The organism is Streptomyces sp. NPDC000941, assembly GCF_053599555.1.
This window is the reverse complement of record NZ_JBSFMM010000027.1, coordinates 32,991-48,877: the sequence shown is the minus strand read 5'-3', so window position 1 is coordinate 48,877 and position 15,887 is coordinate 32,991. Positions and strand designations below refer to the sequence as shown.

At 71.3% G+C, this 15,887-nt stretch carries 12 protein-coding genes; 4 read left to right on the top strand and 8 right to left on the bottom strand.

Translation table 11 applies throughout. The annotated features are described in order from the left end of the window. Positions 1-51: 51 nt before the first annotated feature. The 4 genes from ACWDSL_RS11965 to ACWDSL_RS11950 all read right to left on the bottom strand — a co-directional run bounded on the left by ACWDSL_RS11965 (position 52) and on the right by ACWDSL_RS11950 (position 4,367). Positions 52-1,086: an NUDIX hydrolase gene (locus ACWDSL_RS11965; RefSeq protein WP_450484281.1), complete on the bottom strand. Its 1,035-nt coding sequence runs from the start codon at positions 1,084-1,086 to the stop codon at positions 52-54. 135 nt (positions 1,087-1,221) lie between these two features. Further along, complete coding sequence (locus ACWDSL_RS11960; protein ID WP_450484279.1) at positions 1,222-2,148, bottom strand: carbohydrate ABC transporter permease; 927 nt, start codon at positions 2,146-2,148, stop codon at positions 1,222-1,224. Positions 2,149-2,156: 8 nt separating this feature from the next. After that, positions 2,157-3,071 carry a carbohydrate ABC transporter permease gene (locus tag ACWDSL_RS11955; protein ID WP_450484277.1) on the bottom strand — a complete coding sequence of 305 codons (915 nt, stop codon included), beginning with the start codon at positions 3,069-3,071 and terminating at the stop codon, positions 2,157-2,159. Between the two features lie 12 nt (positions 3,072-3,083). Beyond that, on the bottom strand, positions 3,084-4,367 hold the full coding sequence (locus ACWDSL_RS11950; RefSeq protein WP_450484275.1) for an ABC transporter substrate-binding protein: 1,284 nt from the start codon (positions 4,365-4,367) through the stop codon (positions 3,084-3,086). A 211-nt stretch (positions 4,368-4,578) separates the two neighbouring features. Here ACWDSL_RS11950 and ACWDSL_RS11945 point away from each other — a divergent pair, with 211 nt between their 5' ends. Then, positions 4,579-6,672: an NPCBM/NEW2 domain-containing protein gene (locus ACWDSL_RS11945; protein WP_450484273.1), complete on the top strand. Its 2,094-nt coding sequence runs from the start codon at positions 4,579-4,581 to the stop codon at positions 6,670-6,672. A gap of 67 nt (positions 6,673-6,739) precedes the next feature. On the opposite strand, the gene ACWDSL_RS11940 is transcribed toward ACWDSL_RS11945, so the two are convergent. Next, positions 6,740-9,010, bottom strand: coding sequence for a protein kinase domain-containing protein (locus ACWDSL_RS11940; RefSeq protein WP_450484271.1), 2,271 nt, complete (start codon positions 9,008-9,010; stop codon positions 6,740-6,742). Between the two features lie 427 nt (positions 9,011-9,437). On the opposite strand from ACWDSL_RS11940, the gene ACWDSL_RS11935 reads away from it, so the two are divergent. Continuing rightward, on the top strand, positions 9,438-11,048 hold the full coding sequence (locus ACWDSL_RS11935) for an IS200/IS605 family accessory protein TnpB-related protein (protein ID WP_450484269.1): 1,611 nt from the start codon (positions 9,438-9,440) through the stop codon (positions 11,046-11,048). 19 nt (positions 11,049-11,067) lie between these two features. Here ACWDSL_RS11935 and ACWDSL_RS11930 read toward each other — a convergent pair whose 3' ends face one another. Further along, the gene (locus ACWDSL_RS11930) at positions 11,068-12,030 is read right to left on the bottom strand and encodes an ROK family protein (protein ID WP_450484267.1); all 963 of its coding nucleotides are present in this window, start codon (positions 12,028-12,030) and stop codon (positions 11,068-11,070) included. A 154-nt stretch (positions 12,031-12,184) separates the two neighbouring features. Here ACWDSL_RS11930 and ACWDSL_RS11925 point away from each other — a divergent pair, with 154 nt between their 5' ends. Beyond that, the gene (locus tag ACWDSL_RS11925) at positions 12,185-13,231 is read left to right on the top strand and encodes a LacI family DNA-binding transcriptional regulator (protein ID WP_450484265.1); all 1,047 of its coding nucleotides are present in this window, start codon (positions 12,185-12,187) and stop codon (positions 13,229-13,231) included. 79 nt (positions 13,232-13,310) lie between these two features. Here the strand turns inward: ACWDSL_RS11925 and ACWDSL_RS11920 are convergent, their stop codons facing one another. Continuing rightward, positions 13,311-13,694, bottom strand: a complete 384-nt coding sequence (locus ACWDSL_RS11920) for an SHOCT domain-containing protein (protein WP_450484263.1) — start codon at positions 13,692-13,694, stop codon at positions 13,311-13,313. A gap of 205 nt (positions 13,695-13,899) precedes the next feature. Here ACWDSL_RS11920 and ACWDSL_RS11915 point away from each other — a divergent pair, with 205 nt between their 5' ends. Then, positions 13,900-14,529, top strand: a complete 630-nt coding sequence (locus ACWDSL_RS11915) for a GAP family protein (RefSeq protein WP_450484261.1) — start codon at positions 13,900-13,902, stop codon at positions 14,527-14,529. Positions 14,530-14,549: 20 nt separating this feature from the next. Here the strand turns inward: ACWDSL_RS11915 and ACWDSL_RS11910 are convergent, their stop codons facing one another. After that, the gene (locus ACWDSL_RS11910; RefSeq protein ID WP_450484259.1) at positions 14,550-15,824 is read right to left on the bottom strand and encodes a hypothetical protein; all 1,275 of its coding nucleotides are present in this window, start codon (positions 15,822-15,824) and stop codon (positions 14,550-14,552) included. Positions 15,825-15,887: the final 63 nt, after the last annotated feature.

Here is a 15,887-nt window from a genome sequence, read left to right as displayed (position 1 = left end):
CCGCGGCGCGGCACGGGCGACACGGAGCCGTACCGCGCTCACCTCCCGCGGTCAGCCCGTCGGTGTGCCCGCCTCCAGGTACAGCGGGCGGCCCTGCTCCCGCGCCCGCAGGGCCCAGCGCAGTCGGCTCAGGCGTACCGGGGGCAACAGCTCAGCGGCCTCACCCTCCGTGACGAAGCGCCAGGCGCGCAGTTCGGAGGCCGGGAGCAGGACGTCGCGGGCCGCCTCGGCGGTGAGCCGTCCGCCGTCGAAGAGCAGCCGCAGGCCGCCGTAGCCGGGTGGGCAGGGCTGCTCCCAGTCGACGACCAGCAGCCGCAGCGGCTCGGCCGGTCTGAGGCCCAGTTCCTCGACCACCTCCCGGACGCCGGCGTCGGTGGGCGGTTCGCCGGACTCGACGACGCCGCCGGGGAACTCCCAGCCGGGCTTGTACGTGGGGTCGACCAGCAGGACCCGGTCGTCCTCGTCGAAGAGCAGCACCCCGGCCGCCAGGGTCTCGGCTCTGGGCTCCGGGGTCTGCACGATGTCGCAGCTGCCCGCGCCCTCGCGGACTGCGTCGGCGATGTGCTCGGCGGTCTGCCGGGGGGTGAGCCCGGTGGTGTCCACGACATACGCGTCGTCGACGAGCCACGGCAGGGCCGAGCGGTAGGGCGCGAGGTGGTCCAGGCACCAGCGGCGGACGGATTCGCTGCCGTCCGCGTCGCCCGTGATGGCCTCGCGCTCCGCTATTCGCTCGCGCAGTATCGTTTCATCGGTGTGCAGCAACACATGCCGCACGGGGATGCGCCGGGCCGCGAAGCCGCCGAAGATCTCATCGCGGTACTCCTGCCTCAGGACTGTCATCGGCACCACCAGCGGGCCGCCGACCTCGGCGATCAGTGCCGCGCCCGTGTCGACGACCAGCCGCCGCCAGGACGGCAGGTCCTGGTAGTCGGACACCTCGTCAAGGCGCTTGCGCGGCAGCATCATCCGCAGGCCGTCGCCGACAAGTTCCGGGTCATAGAACGTGCTGCCCGGCAAGAAGTCCACCAATTCGCGGGCCGCGGTGGTTTTGCCCGCGCCGAACGCACCGTTCAGCCAGACGATCACATTTCCCCCTATTCCATCGCCCCCTGTCAGTTGCCCGCATCACCCTGTTGTGAAAACGCCCGGGGGCCGGGGAGTGACGGATCGCGCCGCCGCCGAGGCGGCGGCGCAGGCCGTCAGCGCGCCCCGGAGCCGCCCTCAGCCCTTGCTCGCGCCGAGGGTGAGGCCCGCGATGAAGTGCCGCTGGAGGATCAGAAAGACCAGCACAGTGGGCAGCGCAACGATCACCGAGCCGGCCGCCAGCAGGTTGTAGTCCGTGAAGAACTGCCCGCGCAGATTGTTGAGCGCGGAGGTGATGGGGAGCTTGTCGCCGTCGGAGACGAAGACGAGGGCCCACAGGAAGTCGTTGTACATCCAGGTGAACTGGAGCGTGCCGAGCGCCGCCAGCGCCGGGCGGCAGAGCGGCAGGGTGATCCGCCAGTACTGGGTCCACACCCCCGCGCCGTCCACCACCGCCGCCTCCAGAATCTCCAGCGGCAGGGTGCGCATGAAGTTTGCCAGGACGAAGACGCAGAAGCCGACTTGAAAGGCGACCTGGACGGCGATCACCGCCCAGTAGGAGTCGTACATCGTCATCGAGTCCGACATCCAGTACGGCAGGTTGATCTTGGTGAAGAGCACATACAGCGGGGTGACGATCACCTGCTGCGGCAGCAGGTTCCCGGCCGTGAAGACCATCAGCAGGATCAGCCCGCCGCGCATCTTCAGCCGGGAGACGACGAAGGCGACGAACGAGGCGAAGAAGAGCGTCAGCAGCACCCCGGGCACCGCGATGATGAGCGAGTTGACGAAGTACTTGCTCATGCCCGAGTCGCTGAACGCCTGCTTGTAGTAGTCGAACGACAGATGGCGCGGCAGCGAGAAGTAGCCGTGCTCGGCGGTCTCCTCGTACGGGCGCAGCGAGGCGTAGACGGCCAGCAGCAGCGGGGCGAGGAAGGCGAGCGAGACGGTCATCAGGAAGGCGTGCAGCCCCAGGCGCGCGGGGCGCGTCCGGCGGCGCCCGCCGCCCGCGGGCGTCGCGGGCGCGGGGGTCCGCGCGGGTGCGGTCCGAGTGCTCGCGGTCATCCCCCTGGTCATCGCTTTTTCTCCCCTCGCAGCTCCTGCACCAGATAGGTCACGATGAATCCCAGGGACACGGTGAGCAGGACGACGGCGATGGCGGATCCGAAGCCGATGCGGCTGGCCTCGCCGATGATGTTGTCCGTGACGAGCACGGAGAGCAGTTCCAGGCCGTTGCGCCCGTGGTTGATGGCGTAGACGATGTCGAAGGCCCGCAGCGCCTCGATGACGGTGATGACGCCGACGATGACGTTGACCGGCCGGAGCGTGGGCCACACGACCCGGAAGAAGGTCTGCCGCTCATTGGCCCCGTCGAGGGCCGCGGCCTCCTTGAGCGAGGGGTCAACGGACTTCAGCCCGGCCAGATAGAGGATCATCACATAGCCGGTGTGCCGCCAGGCCGCGGCCAGCAGCACCACCCAGATGTTGAGGTCGGGATCGCCGAGCCAGTCGACCGGGTCGTCGGTGTTGCCGATGATCGCGTTGAGCACGCCCTGGTCGCGGGAGAAGACCAGTTGGGCGATGAAGCCGACGATGGCGAGCGAGAGCACCACCGGCATGTAGAGAGTGGACTGGTAGAAGCGGCTGAACCGGACACCCTTGTCGAGGAGTACGGCCAGCAGCAGCCCGAACGGGGTGGCGACGAACCCCAGGAAAGCCAGCCACAGCAGGTTGTTGCGGGCGGCCGGCCAGAATGGCGGATAGTCGGTGAACAGGGTGCGGTAGTTGTCGACGCCGACCCAGTGGATATCGCCGATGCCGTCCCAACTGGTGAAGGACAGACCGATGGAGGCGAGGGTCGGCCCCCAGATGAGGGTGAGGTCGAGCAGTACGGGTATGCCCAGCAGCACGCCGATGACGGCGAGGTCGCGGGTGGTGAACTTCCGCGGACCCCGCCGCCTGGCACGCCGCGCGGTGGTGTGCGGCACGGCGTGTGGCTCCTAGTCGCTGGTGAAGATGGACTTCTTCTGGGACTCGATGCTCTTCGTCAGGGAGTCGATGTCGTTCGGGCTGTTGATGAACTGCTGGATGGCCCGGATCATCACCTGGGACGCGAAGTCGGGGCGGGTGTCGCGGTCCATGAACTGCGAGATCTGCTTCGCGTCGGCGATGAGCTCGACGGCCTTCTTCTGCAGCGCGTTGTACGAGGAGTTGGACGCGCCCTCGTTGACCGCGATGTTGTTGGGGTCCCGTTTGAGGTAGATCTCCTCGGCGGCCGGGGTGGCGAGGTACTTCAGCAACTCCTTGCCCTGCTTCTGCCGCTTGGACTTCTTCGACAGCAGGAAGCCGTCGATCGGCGCCTCGACCGCGTCCTGGCCGTAGGCGGAGTCGATCTCGGGGAAGGGGAAGAAGTCGAGGTCGTCGCGGTCGGCCTCGGGGAACTGCTGACCGGGGTGCGGGAGGCCGAAGACCGCCATGCCCGACTTCTTCTGCGCCAGGCTCTGCGCGGCCTCCTGCCAGGTGCGCCCGTTGGCCCCCTTCTGGTGGTACGGCATCAGCCCGCGCCACAGGTCGAAGACATTCTTGACCTTGGGGTCGGTCCAGGACTCCTTGCCCCCCATCAGGGAGATGTGGAAGTCGTAGCCGTTGGCCCGCATATTGAGGTAGTCGAAGGTGCCCATGGCGGGCCAGCCGTCCTTGTCGCCGAAGGCGATCGCGTCCAGGCCGTCCTTGTCCATCCGCTTGGCGAGCGCGCGGTACTCGTCGAAGGTCTTGGGGATCTCGTAGCCGTGCTGCTGGAACACGCTCTTCCGGTAGAAGACGGCCCACGGATAGTAGTAATACGGCACGAAGTACTGCTTGCCGTCCTCACCGGTGGACTGCTGCTTGAGCGCGTCGGAGAAGCCCTCGAAGCCCTTCCAGAGGTCGCTGATCTCGGCGAGCAGCCCTTGTTTGGCGAAGAACTGCATACGGTAGCCCGCGAACCACATGAAGACATCGTCCGGGGTGCCCTTGAGATAGCGGTTGATGTTCTCCTGAAAGGACTCGTGGTTGACGGTATTGACCTTGACCTTCTTGTCGGACTTCTTCTCGTACGCGTCGAACACCTCGGCGAACGCCTTGCGCGGTACGGCATCCGAAGCGTTGGATCCTATCTTCACCTCGTCGCTGGGGCCCCCACAGGCGGTGAGCAGTGCCGGGAGGGCTACCGCACCGGCTCCGATCGCGCTGCCCCGGAGCAGAGCGCGACGGGAGATCCGATGTTCTGACGAAGACTGTGCCATGTGCCCCTCCAAGGAGGTTCAATCGAACACAACCGAACGCGAGTGAGTGGATCTCACCCGTCGGAACGGGGCCCAGTCAAGAGTTATGACGAGATATCGAACAACCGTTACCGGTTCTCTTCCAACAGACTCCAACACGGTCTACCGTAAACGACCGCGAGTTACGTGCTTTGACGCAGCGTCACCCCGTCGAGAACGGAGGACCCGCATCATGCGCCATGTCTCTTCCCTGGCCATCCGCCGAAGAATCATCGGAGGAGTGGCCGCAGCACTGCTTGGTACGACCGGGGCCGCCGGGCTGACCGTCCCGGCCGCAGCCCAGCCCGCGACCCGGCCCGCGACCCAGCCCACGGTCCAGCCCGCCGACGCCAACGCCGTTGCCGCCGCAGACGCGGCACCGGCCGCCGCGGCGCCGGGCGACGGGCTCGCCCTCACTCCCCCGATGGGCTTCAACAACTGGAACTCGACCCACTGCCGGGCCGAGTTCAACGAGGCGATGGTCAAGGACATCGCCGATATCTTCGTGACCAAGGGCCTGAAGGAGGCCGGATACCAGTACGTCAACCTCGACGACTGCTGGGCGCTGCCCCAGCGCGACGCGGACGGCAAGCTGGTCCCGGACCCGGTGCGCTTTCCGAACGGCATCAAGGCCGTCGCCGACTATGTGCACTCCAAGGGGCTCAAGTTCGGCATCTACACCAGCGCCGGCACCAAGACCTGCAACAGCGCCGGCTTCCCCGGCGCCCTGGGCCATGAGCGGTCCGACGCCCAGCAGTTCGCCGACTGGGGTGTGGACTACCTCAAGTACGACAACTGCAACAACCAAGGCGTGGATGCCAAACAGCGCTATCTCGCCATGCGCGACGCGCTCCGGGCGACCGGCCGCCCCATCGTCTACAGCATCTGCGAATGGGGCCAGAACAAGCCATGGGAGTGGGCCGCGGACGTCGGCCAGCTGTGGCGTACCACCGGCGACATCAGCGACAGCTGGGGCAGCATGCTCTCGATCGCCAAGGCGAATCTCCCGCTCGCCCCGCACGCCGGGCCCGGCCACTGGAACGACCCCGACATGCTGGAGGTCGGCAACGGCGGGATGACGCCCACCGAGTACCGCAGCCACTTCTCCCTCTGGTCGATCATGGCAGCGCCGCTGCTGATCGGGACCGATCTACGCAAGGCCACCCCCGAGACATACGAGATCCTGGGCAACCGCGAGGTCATCGCCGTCGACCAGGACGGGCTCGGCAAGCAGGGCCGGGTGCTCTCCTCCGAGGGCGGGGGCTGGGTCGTCGCCAAGGAGCTCGCGGGCGGCGACCGGGCGGTCGCGCTCTTCAACGAGACCGACCGGCCCCGGCACATCGCCACCACCGCCGCGGCGCTCGGCCTGCCGGAGGCGGACGCGTACCGGCTGCGCGACCTGTGGGAACACCGGAGCTACAACACCGCAGGAGACGTGGCGGCCACCGTCCCGGCCCATGGCACCGCGCTGTTCCGCGTCAGCGCCGACCGGCGCTGGGCCGCCTATCCGCCCGCCGTGGAGCTGGGCACCGACGCCGCCGCGCTCGCCGAGGCCGGGACCACCGCCAAGGTCGCCACGACCGTGACCGACCTCGGCCGCACCCCCGCCCGCCAGGTCTCGGTCCGCCTCACCGGCCCTGACGGCTGGCGCGTCGAGGCCACCTCCCCGGCCAGGGCCGCCACCCTGCCCACCGGCCGGAAACTGACCACGCGCTGGCAGGTCACCGCGCCCGCCGGCACCCCGGCCGGTGCGTACGAGCTGAAGGTCTCGGCGGACTACCGCTCCCCGCAGGGCACCCGGGCCGCGGCACAGCTGCCGGCTCCGGTGCATGTGGTCGTGGCCCCGCCCTCCGGGACCTCGTACGCAAGCGATCTGCCGTGGCTGAGCGCGGTCAACGGCTGGGGTCCGGTGGAGAAGGACACCAGCGTGGGCGAGAACGCGGCGGGCGACGGACATCCGATCACCATCGGCGGCACCGTCCACGCCAAGGGCCTCGGGGTGCATGCGCCCAGCGAGGTGACGTACTACACCGGCGGCCGGTGCACGAGCTTCACGGCCCAGGTCGGTGTGGACGACGAGGAGGACGCCGCCGGAACGGTCGCCTTCGAGGTGTGGGCGGACGGCGAGAAGGTCGCCTCGACGGGGACGCTCACCAACGCCGACCCGGCCACGACCGTCACCGCCGCGCTCGGCGGCGCGACGACCGTCAAGCTGGTGACCACCGACGCCGGGGACGGTGTGACCAGCGACCACGGTGACTGGGCGGAGGCGGCCTTCAGCTGCTGACGCCGCCGTGCGGGCGGAGCCGCCGCGCTCCGCCTGCGCGGCCGACCGGCCCTTCCCCGCCCGCTTGTCAGCACATGGGCAGCCCGGGGAGGGGCTGGTCATTGTCCCCGCCCTTGATGTAGACGTCGCTGATGAACACGTTGGTGTGGCCGCTGTCGTCGTCCGTCTTGGCCCACCACACGTTCGTCCACTTGCCGTAGGTCTCCCGGCGGCCCAGATTCTGCTGGCAGTAGAAGTAGTTCAGGCCCTGGTTGAGGGTGCCGACCGGCTCTCCGGAGGCCGTGTACGAGGTGGCGGCGCGCCACACCTCGCAGTTGTACTTGCCCCCGCCGGCGTCATGGCAGACCGGCGAGGGGTCGGGGTCCGCCGTGCCGCCGCCGGCCCCGCCCCCGTTGGCGGAGTTGCTGTCGTCGCCGCCTCCGCCCGAATTCCCGTCGCCTCCGCCGCCGCCCTTGCCGTCCTTGCCGCCGTCCGAGTCGTCGTCCGAGCCGCCGGACGCGCCGTTTCCGCTGCCGCCGGGCTTGCCCGAGGCGGACGGGGAACCGGAGCCCGAAGGCTCCGCGGTCTTCTTCCCGCCCTTGTCGCCCTTGTCTCCCTTACCGTCCTCGTCGTCCTTGCCGTCCGTGCTCCCCTTGTCCCCGGCCTTCCCCCCGTCCGGTGAGGCGGAGTGGGTGGGGGACGCCGATGTGTCCCCCTGGCTCCCGGCCGCGGTCTTGTCGCCGTCGTCGCCGACAAGCGCGTACGTCACGCCGCCCCCGGCGAGCAGAACAGCGACGGCCATGGCCGCGATCAGCGCCTTCTTACGCCCGGGCCGCCGCGGCTGCGCCGCGCCACCCGGAGCCCCGCCGCTCACCAGCGGCTCCTCGGGCACCTGCGGCGGCCCGAAGCCGGGCGGGGCCGACGACAGCAGGGGGGAGGGGGACGGCGGAATGGGCGGCTGAGCGGCGGAAGGCTGTGGGGCAGAAGGCAGGGGGACGGAGGGCTGCGGCTGACTGGACCACGGCCCGCCGGACGGCTCGGCGGCCTGACCGCCGGACGAGCCCAGGGACGAGCCGGCGGGCGGACCCCCTGAGGGGCCGAAGGCCGGGCCGCCGAACTGCTCGCCGGGCGAGCCAGCAGGCGAACCGCCGGACTGGCCGCCCGCCGGACCGGAGGGCAAGCCGAGGGGCGAGCCGCCGGCCGGGCCGGCGGACGGGTCAGCGGACGAGCCGCCGGGGGGACTCACGGCCGGGTCGCCAGCCGGACCGGCGGACGCGCCAGCGGGCGAACCGCCGAACTGGCCGCCACCCGAGCCGAAGGCCGGACCGGCGGACGCGCCAGCGGGCGAACCAGCCAGACCGGCGGACGCGGCGGACGAACCCCCGGGTGAACCGCCAGCCAGAGGGACCGCCGGACCGCCGGCCGGGTCGCCCGTCCGGGCGCCGCGCGGCGCCCCGGCGCCCAGCACGTCCGGTGCCGTCGGCGTCCACCCGGCCCACCCCGCGGCGGCCCAGGGGTCCTCGCCGACCGCGACGGCCTCCAGCATCACCCGCGCCTGGCCCACGGACGGCCGGGCCGCCGGGTCCTTGTCCATCATCGCGTGCAGGACCGGCGTCAGCGGCCCGGCCCGCCTCGGCTCCGGGAGCGGTTCGGTGACGATGGCCGTCAGCGTCGACCACACCGACGTACGCCGGAACGGGGACGAGCCCTCCACCGCCGCGTACAGCGTCATGCCGAGCGCCCAGATGTCCGAGGCCGGGCCGGGCTCCTGGCCCTGGGCGCGCTCCGGCGCGAGATAGTCGAGGGAGCCGATCAGCTCGCCGCTGCGGGTCAGCTTGGTCGTGGCGTCGTCGCCCGGCGCCTCCATGCTCGCGATGCCGAAGTCGGTGAGGACGACCCGGCCGTCGTGGTCGAGCAGCACATTGCCCGGCTTCACGTCCCGGTGCAGCACACCGGCCTGATGGCCCGCGCCGAGGGCGTCCGCGACCTTCGCGCCGATCGCCGCGGCCTCCAGGGGCTCCACGACGCCCCGCTCGTCGATCAGGTCGTCCAGCGACCGGCCTTCGATGAGCTCCATGACGATGACCGGAAGCCCGCCCTCCTCGGTCACGTCGTGCACCGTGATCACACCGGAGTGGCGGATCCGCGCCGCGGCTCTGGCCTCCCGCTGCATCCGGACGCGCAGATCGGCGAGTTCGGGCCCGGAGGAATCGGTGTAGGCGCGCAGCACCTTGACCGCGACCTCCCGGCCCAGCACCTCGTCGACGGCCTTGCAGACCACGCCCATACCGCCCCGGCCGAGCGTGCCGGTCACTCGGTATCGACCGCCCAACAGCCTGCCGGTCAGGTCCCCGCTCATGTCCCCCGGTGACACCGTGCCTCAGTCCCCCTTGTAAGCCGTGGTCGCGCAACAGCTTAGGGGCAAGCACCGACAGTCCCGCTCAACTCGCGGGCGTGCGGGCCCTGTCGGGACGGTGTTCGTGGACTCGCTCCGCCCGTTCGGCTGGGGGCACCTCCCAGCGGTAGCTGGGGGAGAACCGAGCCCTGAATAAAGGGGGCTAGCCGAGCTCCTGGTAAGGGGTGTGGAACTGCTGCTGCTGAAGTGTGCTCAAGCGTGTTCTGGCGACCGGGAGTGAGTGCGGGCGGTCTTTGGCGTGATGCATGAGTCCGCCAGGACGCCTCGGGATACGAACGGAAGTCGCGATGTCGAATGCGTGACCTCTGCGGTCGGGGCTCGTTGAGTGTGGGGAGGGAATCGTCGGGGCGGAGCCGGGCGGGGGCGAAGGATGAGCGGGCTGCGCAAGGTCGCCGAGCCGTTCGTTGCGTCCGGCCCGGCCGGAGTGGCGATCCGTACCCGGCTCAAGCACCTCACCGCACAGGACGAGAAGGTTCTTGCGCTGGTCGGCGCGCATCTGGGTTCACTCGCGTCGCGGGACCTCAACACGCGCTGCGCGGACGGCCTGAAGCACTGCGCCGATCGGTGGGCGGCGCGCAAGCGTGCCCTGACGCCGGTCTCGTCGGCGCGCTGGGCCGGGGCGATCACCAAGGCGTCGCATGACCAGTGGGCCCTGGCCCGCCGTTGCCAGCTCGCCCACATCCACAGTCTGGAGGCCGGGGTCGCCACGATCGCGCACCGGCTGGCGCAGCCGGTCGGGGCGAAGGGATCGAAGAACGCTCCGGGCGGCTACCGCTCCCGGCAGGAGTGGTTCGCCAAGTCCCGCCGCCTTCACATGCTCCAGGACCGGCTGGAGCGGGAGCGGGCCGACCATGCGGCCGGGACCGTGCACGTGGCGCGTGGCGGCAAGCGCCTGGCCCGCACCCGCCACCACCTGGACGCAGCCGGGCTGACCAAGGCCCAGTGGCGTCAGCGGTGGCAGGCCGAGCGCTGGTTCCTGCAGGCGGACGGCGAGTCCGGGAAGCAGTACGGAAACGAGACCATCCGCATCACCCCCGACGGCCGGCTGAGCATCAAGCTGCCCGCTGCGCTGAAGGATCTGGCGAACGCCCCGCACGGCCGGTACGTCCTCACCGCGCCCGTGCGGTTCGCCCACCGGGGCGCCGAGTGGGCCGACCGTGTCGAAGCGAACCGGGCAGTCGCCTACCGCATCCACCACGACACCGGCCGCAACCGCTGGTATGTGACCGCGTCCTGGCAGATTCCGCCCCGGGCGACGCTCCCCCTGGAGGCGGCCCTCACCCAGGGGATGATCGCGGTGGACACCAACGCAGACCACCTGGCCGCATGGCGCCTGGACGTACACGGCAACCCGATCGGCAACCCCCGACGGTTCTTCTACGACCTGTCCGGCACCGCCGACCACCGCGACGCCCAACTCCGGCACGCACTGACCCGGCTGCTGCACTGGGCACAGGCCTGCGGCGTAGTCGCGATCGCCATCGAAGACCTGGACTTCGCAGCCGAGAAGACCCGCGAGAAGCACGGCCGCCGCAAGCGGTTCCGGCACCTCATCTCCGGCATGCCCACGAGCAGGCTGCGCGCCCGGCTCTCCTCGATGGCCGACACCACCGGCATCGCGATCATCGCGGTCGATCCCGCGTACACCTCGAAGTGGGGCGCCCAGCACTGGCAAAAGCCCCTCACCACGAAAACCAGGAACACCACTCGCCACGACGCGGCCGCCGTGGCAATCGGACGGCGCGCCCAGGGACACCCGATCCGGCGACGGACGGCACCGCCCCCACACGACCAGAGCGATCGTGCGGGGCATCGGACCGCCCAGGCCCGACCGGACAACCCTGGGCGTGAGGAACCCCACCCACGCATCCCCGGACCACGGACACGATCCATGCGCGCCGGATGCGAAGCGAACACGGGGAACCAGAACGCCCAACACCGTTCGGGGCGTTCGGGGCGTTCGGCTGAGCATGAGCCCTGACACCAGGACTCACTACCGCTCAGTCCTTAGGAACGGTTCCGAAGCCGTCCAGTCCGGCCTGCTGGGCCGCCGCCGCGGCGGCGCCGACCAGGCCGGCGTCCGTACCCATCTGCGCGGGGACGACCTCCAGGCCGCTGACGAACGACAGGGTCGCGTAGTCGCGCAGCGCGCGCCGCAGGGGTGCGAAGAGCACGTCACCGGCGCCCGCCACCCCGCCGCCGACCACGGCCACCTCGATCTCGACGAGCGTCGCGGTGGCCGCGATTCCGGCGGCCAGCGCCTGCGCGGCGCGTTCGAAGGAGGCCCGCGCGACCGGATCGCCGGTCCGGGCCGAGGCCGCCACAGCCGCCGCGCTCGTATCGCCGCCCGGGCCAGGGCGCCAGCCGCTCTCCAGGGCGCGGCGGGCGATGTTGGGGCCGCTGGCGATGCGCTCGACGCAGCCGCGCGCGCCGCACGGGCACGGGTCGCCGTCGAGATCGACGCTGATGTGGCCGATGTGCCCGGCGTTCCCCGTGGGGCCCGGGTGGAGTCGGCCGTTCAGCACCAGGCCGCCGCCGACGCCCGTGGACACCACCATGCACAGCGCGCCCGTACGCCCGCGCGCCGCGCCCTGCCAGTGTTCCGCCGCCGTCATCGCAACCCCGTCGCCGACCAGCGCGAGCGGCAGTTCGCCGACCGTCTCCCGGACCCCGGCGACGAGGGGGAAGTCGCGCCAGCCGGGGATGTTGACGGGGCTGACGGTGCCGACGGAGGCATCGACCGGGCCCGCGCTGCCGATGCCGACCGCGGCGACCCGGGACCACTGCGCGCTGCCGGACAGCTCGTCGAGCACGGCCGTGACCTCGCGCATCACGGTTCCGCCCGGCTCCTGGGCGGGGGTGGCGCGTCTGGCCCGTACGACCAGTTTGCCGCTGCCGTCCACCAGGGCACCCGCGATCTTGGTACCGCCAATATCCAGTGCGGCAATGAGGTCACGTGGCATATGAGTCGACTCCCCCGGGAGGCCTGGACGTATCGCTGTGGGGCAACAGTCTTCCCTGCCGCTGACAACGTTGTCCAGGGGCTATGCTCGGACACCCTTCCGCACGACCACCAGCGAACGACCAGCGAACGACCAGCGACGGGACAACCGCACCGTGACCGACACCGCTCCGGGCACCGCCACCACCTCGCGCCGCTACGGCACCCGGCCCACCATGAAGGATGTCGCCGCGCGCGCCGGGGTCGGCCTCAAGACGGTCTCACGAGTGGTCAACGGCGAGCCGGGAGTCACGCCCGACACCGAACGGCGCGTCAAGGAGGCCATCACCGCGCTCGGCTTCCGCCGCAACGACAGCGCCCGCATTCTGCGCAAGGGCCGCACCGCCAGCATCGGACTGGTCCTCGAAGACCTCGCCGACCCGTTCTACGGGCCGCTCAGCCGCGCCGTCGAGGAGGTCGCCCGCGCGCACGGCGCCCTGCTGATCAACGGTTCGAGCGCCGAGGACCCCGAGCGCGAGCAGGAACTCGTGCTCGCGCTGTGCGCGCGCCGGGTCGACGGGCTCGTCGTCATCCCGGCCGGGAGCGACCACCGCTACCTGGCCCCGGAGATAGCCGCGGGCGTCGCCACGGTGTTCGTGGACCGCCCGGCCGGCCGTATCGACGCCGACGCCGTGCTCTCCGACAGCTTCGGCGGCGCGCGGAACGGCGTCGCCCATCTGCTCGCCCATGGCCACCGCCGCATCGGCTTCCTCGGCGACCAGCCGGGCATCCACACCGCCGAGGAGCGGCTGCGCGGCTATCGCACGGCGATGGCCGAGGCCGGGCTGCCGATCGACGACGCGTGGGTGTCCCTTGGCCCCACCGACCCCGAGCGGGTACGGGCGGCGGCCATCGCGATGCTGGACGCACCCGAGCCGGTCACCGCGCTGTTCGCGGGCAACAACCGGGTGACGGTCACCGTCGTACGGGTCCTGGCCGGGCGCCCCCGACCGGTGGCCCTCGTCGGCTTCGACGACTTCGAACTCGCCGATCTCCTCTCCCCCGGTATCACTGTCATCGCCCAGGATTCGGCCCAACTCGGCCGTACCGCGGCGGACCTGCTCTTCCGCCGCCTCGACGGGGCGGGGGGCGAACCTCGGCGGGTGGTCCTGCCGACCCGCCTGATCGCCCGCGGCTCCGGCGAGTTGCCGCCGGCCGCGTAACGCACGCGCAGCCGACCGCACACGGAAACAGGCCGCGCACCCCGGCCGCGAACTCAGGCCGCGCACTCGGGCTGCGCACTCAGGCCGCGAGCACCTTGGCCTTGGCGCGCTCGTACTCCTCGGCGGTGATGTCGCCGTGGTTCTTGAGCTCCACCAGCTTGGAGAGCTCCTCGGCATGACCGCTCGCGGCGGTCTCGCGCACGAACGCCTTCATATCCGCTTCCGCCTTCAGGGCGGTCTTCACCTCGCGCTCGCCCATGCCACGCCCCCTCGCGATCAGGTACACGAAGACGCCGAGGAAGGGCAGCACGACGACGAAGACACACCAGCCCGCCTTGCCCCAGCCGCTCACCGAGTCATCCCGGAAGAGGTCGCCGATGACGCGGAAGAGCAGTATGAACCACAGGATCCACAGAAAGACCCAGACCGTGGTCAGGAATACGTCCAGCAATGGATAGCTCATCATCCGCCTCCTATCGGACGCACCCGGCGGACCCGACGAAGGGGCGGCTCCCACCGGGGCCGACACTCCAAGCGTACGGCGCCTTCTCGGGCCCGGTCGGCGCAGCACCGGATGCCGTGGGCGCACGGGCGCGTACGAATGGAGAGAGCGAAGTCGTCCGGAGGAAGCGAAGTCGCCGCGAGCCGGAGGCCGGAGAGGGTGCCCCATGGACCTGCAGATTCTCCCGCTCGCCGTCACCATGATGGCGGGGCCGCAGATCGTGGCCGCCGTCATCCTGGTGACCGCGCCGCGGCCGGTGCGGGTGTCCCTGGCGTTCCTGCTCGGGGTGGCCATCGCGACGACGGCGGGGGTCACGATCACCCGGGGGATCTTCGCGCTGCTGGGCCAGGTGGTCGCGCCGGGCAGCCCGTCCGAGCGCGGATCGGCCGGCACGGTCGTGCAGCTCGTGCTGGTGGCACTGCTGGTGTTCGCGGCGGTGAAGGCGTACGTGAGGCGGGAGACGGCCGAGCCGCCGAAGTGGCTGGGCTCGCTGATGGAGGCGGGCGCCTGGAAGGCGTTCACCGTCGGCCTCCTGGTCATCCTGGTCATGCCGTCCGACATCGTGGTCATGCTGACCGTGGGGGCGTCCCTGGAGCAGCACGGCGGGGGTGTCGCGGCGGCGCTGCCGTTCATCGGTCTGACCGTGCTGATCGCGGCGTTGCCGCTGCTGGTCTATCTCCTCGCAGGTGACCGCGGTCGGCGGGCCATGCCCCGGGTCCGGGAGTGGCTGACCTCGCACAGCTGGGTGGTCACCATCGCCACCTGTCTGCTCTTCATCGTGCTCATCCTCACGTAGCGGCCCTTTGACGACAGGGCCTACCGGCCGCCGCGCCCGGTGGGCGCCCGGGGGCGGGCCGCACGGGGCCGGGGCACCCGGCCGGTCGCGGCCAGCAGCGCGATCGCGGCGAGCGCGGCCAGCGGAACCAGCGTCAGGAGCAGCACCGTCGCCGCGGTGGGGTGGTTCCAGACGCCGAACGCGGCGGCCGTCGGCAGCAGCACCCCGAGCGTCAGCCCCCGGCGGTGGCCCGCGGCCCAGGCGCCGACCCGCCCGGTGCACAGCCCGCGCGCCGCGCTCCAGCGCGCGGCGGCGTCGGCGCCGCGGTCGGCGCCCTTGCGCGCCGCGCGGGGCAGTCGGCCGGGTCCCGCCAGGTAGGCGCCCAGCGCGACGGCGAGGCCGAGCGCCCCCGCAGTGCGGACGGTGGTCCACAATCCGCGCAGCAGCGTGTCGTATACGGCCGCGGCTGCCGCCCGGGGCAGCACGCTCGGCGGCAGATGGTCGAGCCAGTACCGGCGGGCGACGGCCAGGCCCGCGCCCAGGGCGAGAGAGGTGACGGCGGTCCCCAGCGCGGCGCGGGCCAGGGCGCGGCGGCGCCGGCGCGCGAGCAGGACGCCCGAGGTGCCGAGCAGCGCGGTCAGCCCGGGCAGCCAGACACCGGCCAGGTCCAGCAGGCGCGCCCCGAATCTGACCCGGCCCAGTTGGTCGGAGTGGAACAGGACCATGCGCCGGTCGACGTCGGGGATGGCGCTCGCCGAGGAGAGTCCGACGTTCAGCAGCTGCCGCTTGACCTTCTTGACTGCCGCGCCCACGTCCAGGGTCACGGTGTCGCCGTCCACCCCGACCGCCCCGTGCCCCTCGCCGGTGAGCACATGCACGAGAGCGGAGTGGCCGGTCCGGTTGGCGCCGATCCACACCGCCGGGAACTGGTCGCCGCGCACGACATGCGCCGCCACCCTCGTCAACGCCTGGTCGACGGCCGGGTCCAGCTTGAGCCCCAGCCTCTGGACGGCGTCGGCGGCCTTGGGCGAAACCCCCTGGCGGCGCAGCCAGGAAGCGATGTCCGAGGTGAGGTCCCGGCCGCTGCGGCGGGCGTTCAGGGCCTGGCGTACGTGCCGCAGCGCGGCGTCCTGGATGGCCGGGTCCTTGGCGAGCGGGGAGACCGTCGCCATATAGCGGCCGGTGTCGAGGAGAACGTCGTGGAGCCACACCGACACCAGGGACACCGGTACGAGCAGACAGGCGAGCGAGATCAGCAGCCCCGACGCGGCGCTCCTGGCGATCCCCCCGACGCCACGGACCCCGCGACGGCACACCCGGCCGCGGCGTGCCCCAGCGGCTGAGTGGTCGTGCGGTGGCTTCGGCGGTTTCGGTGGCGT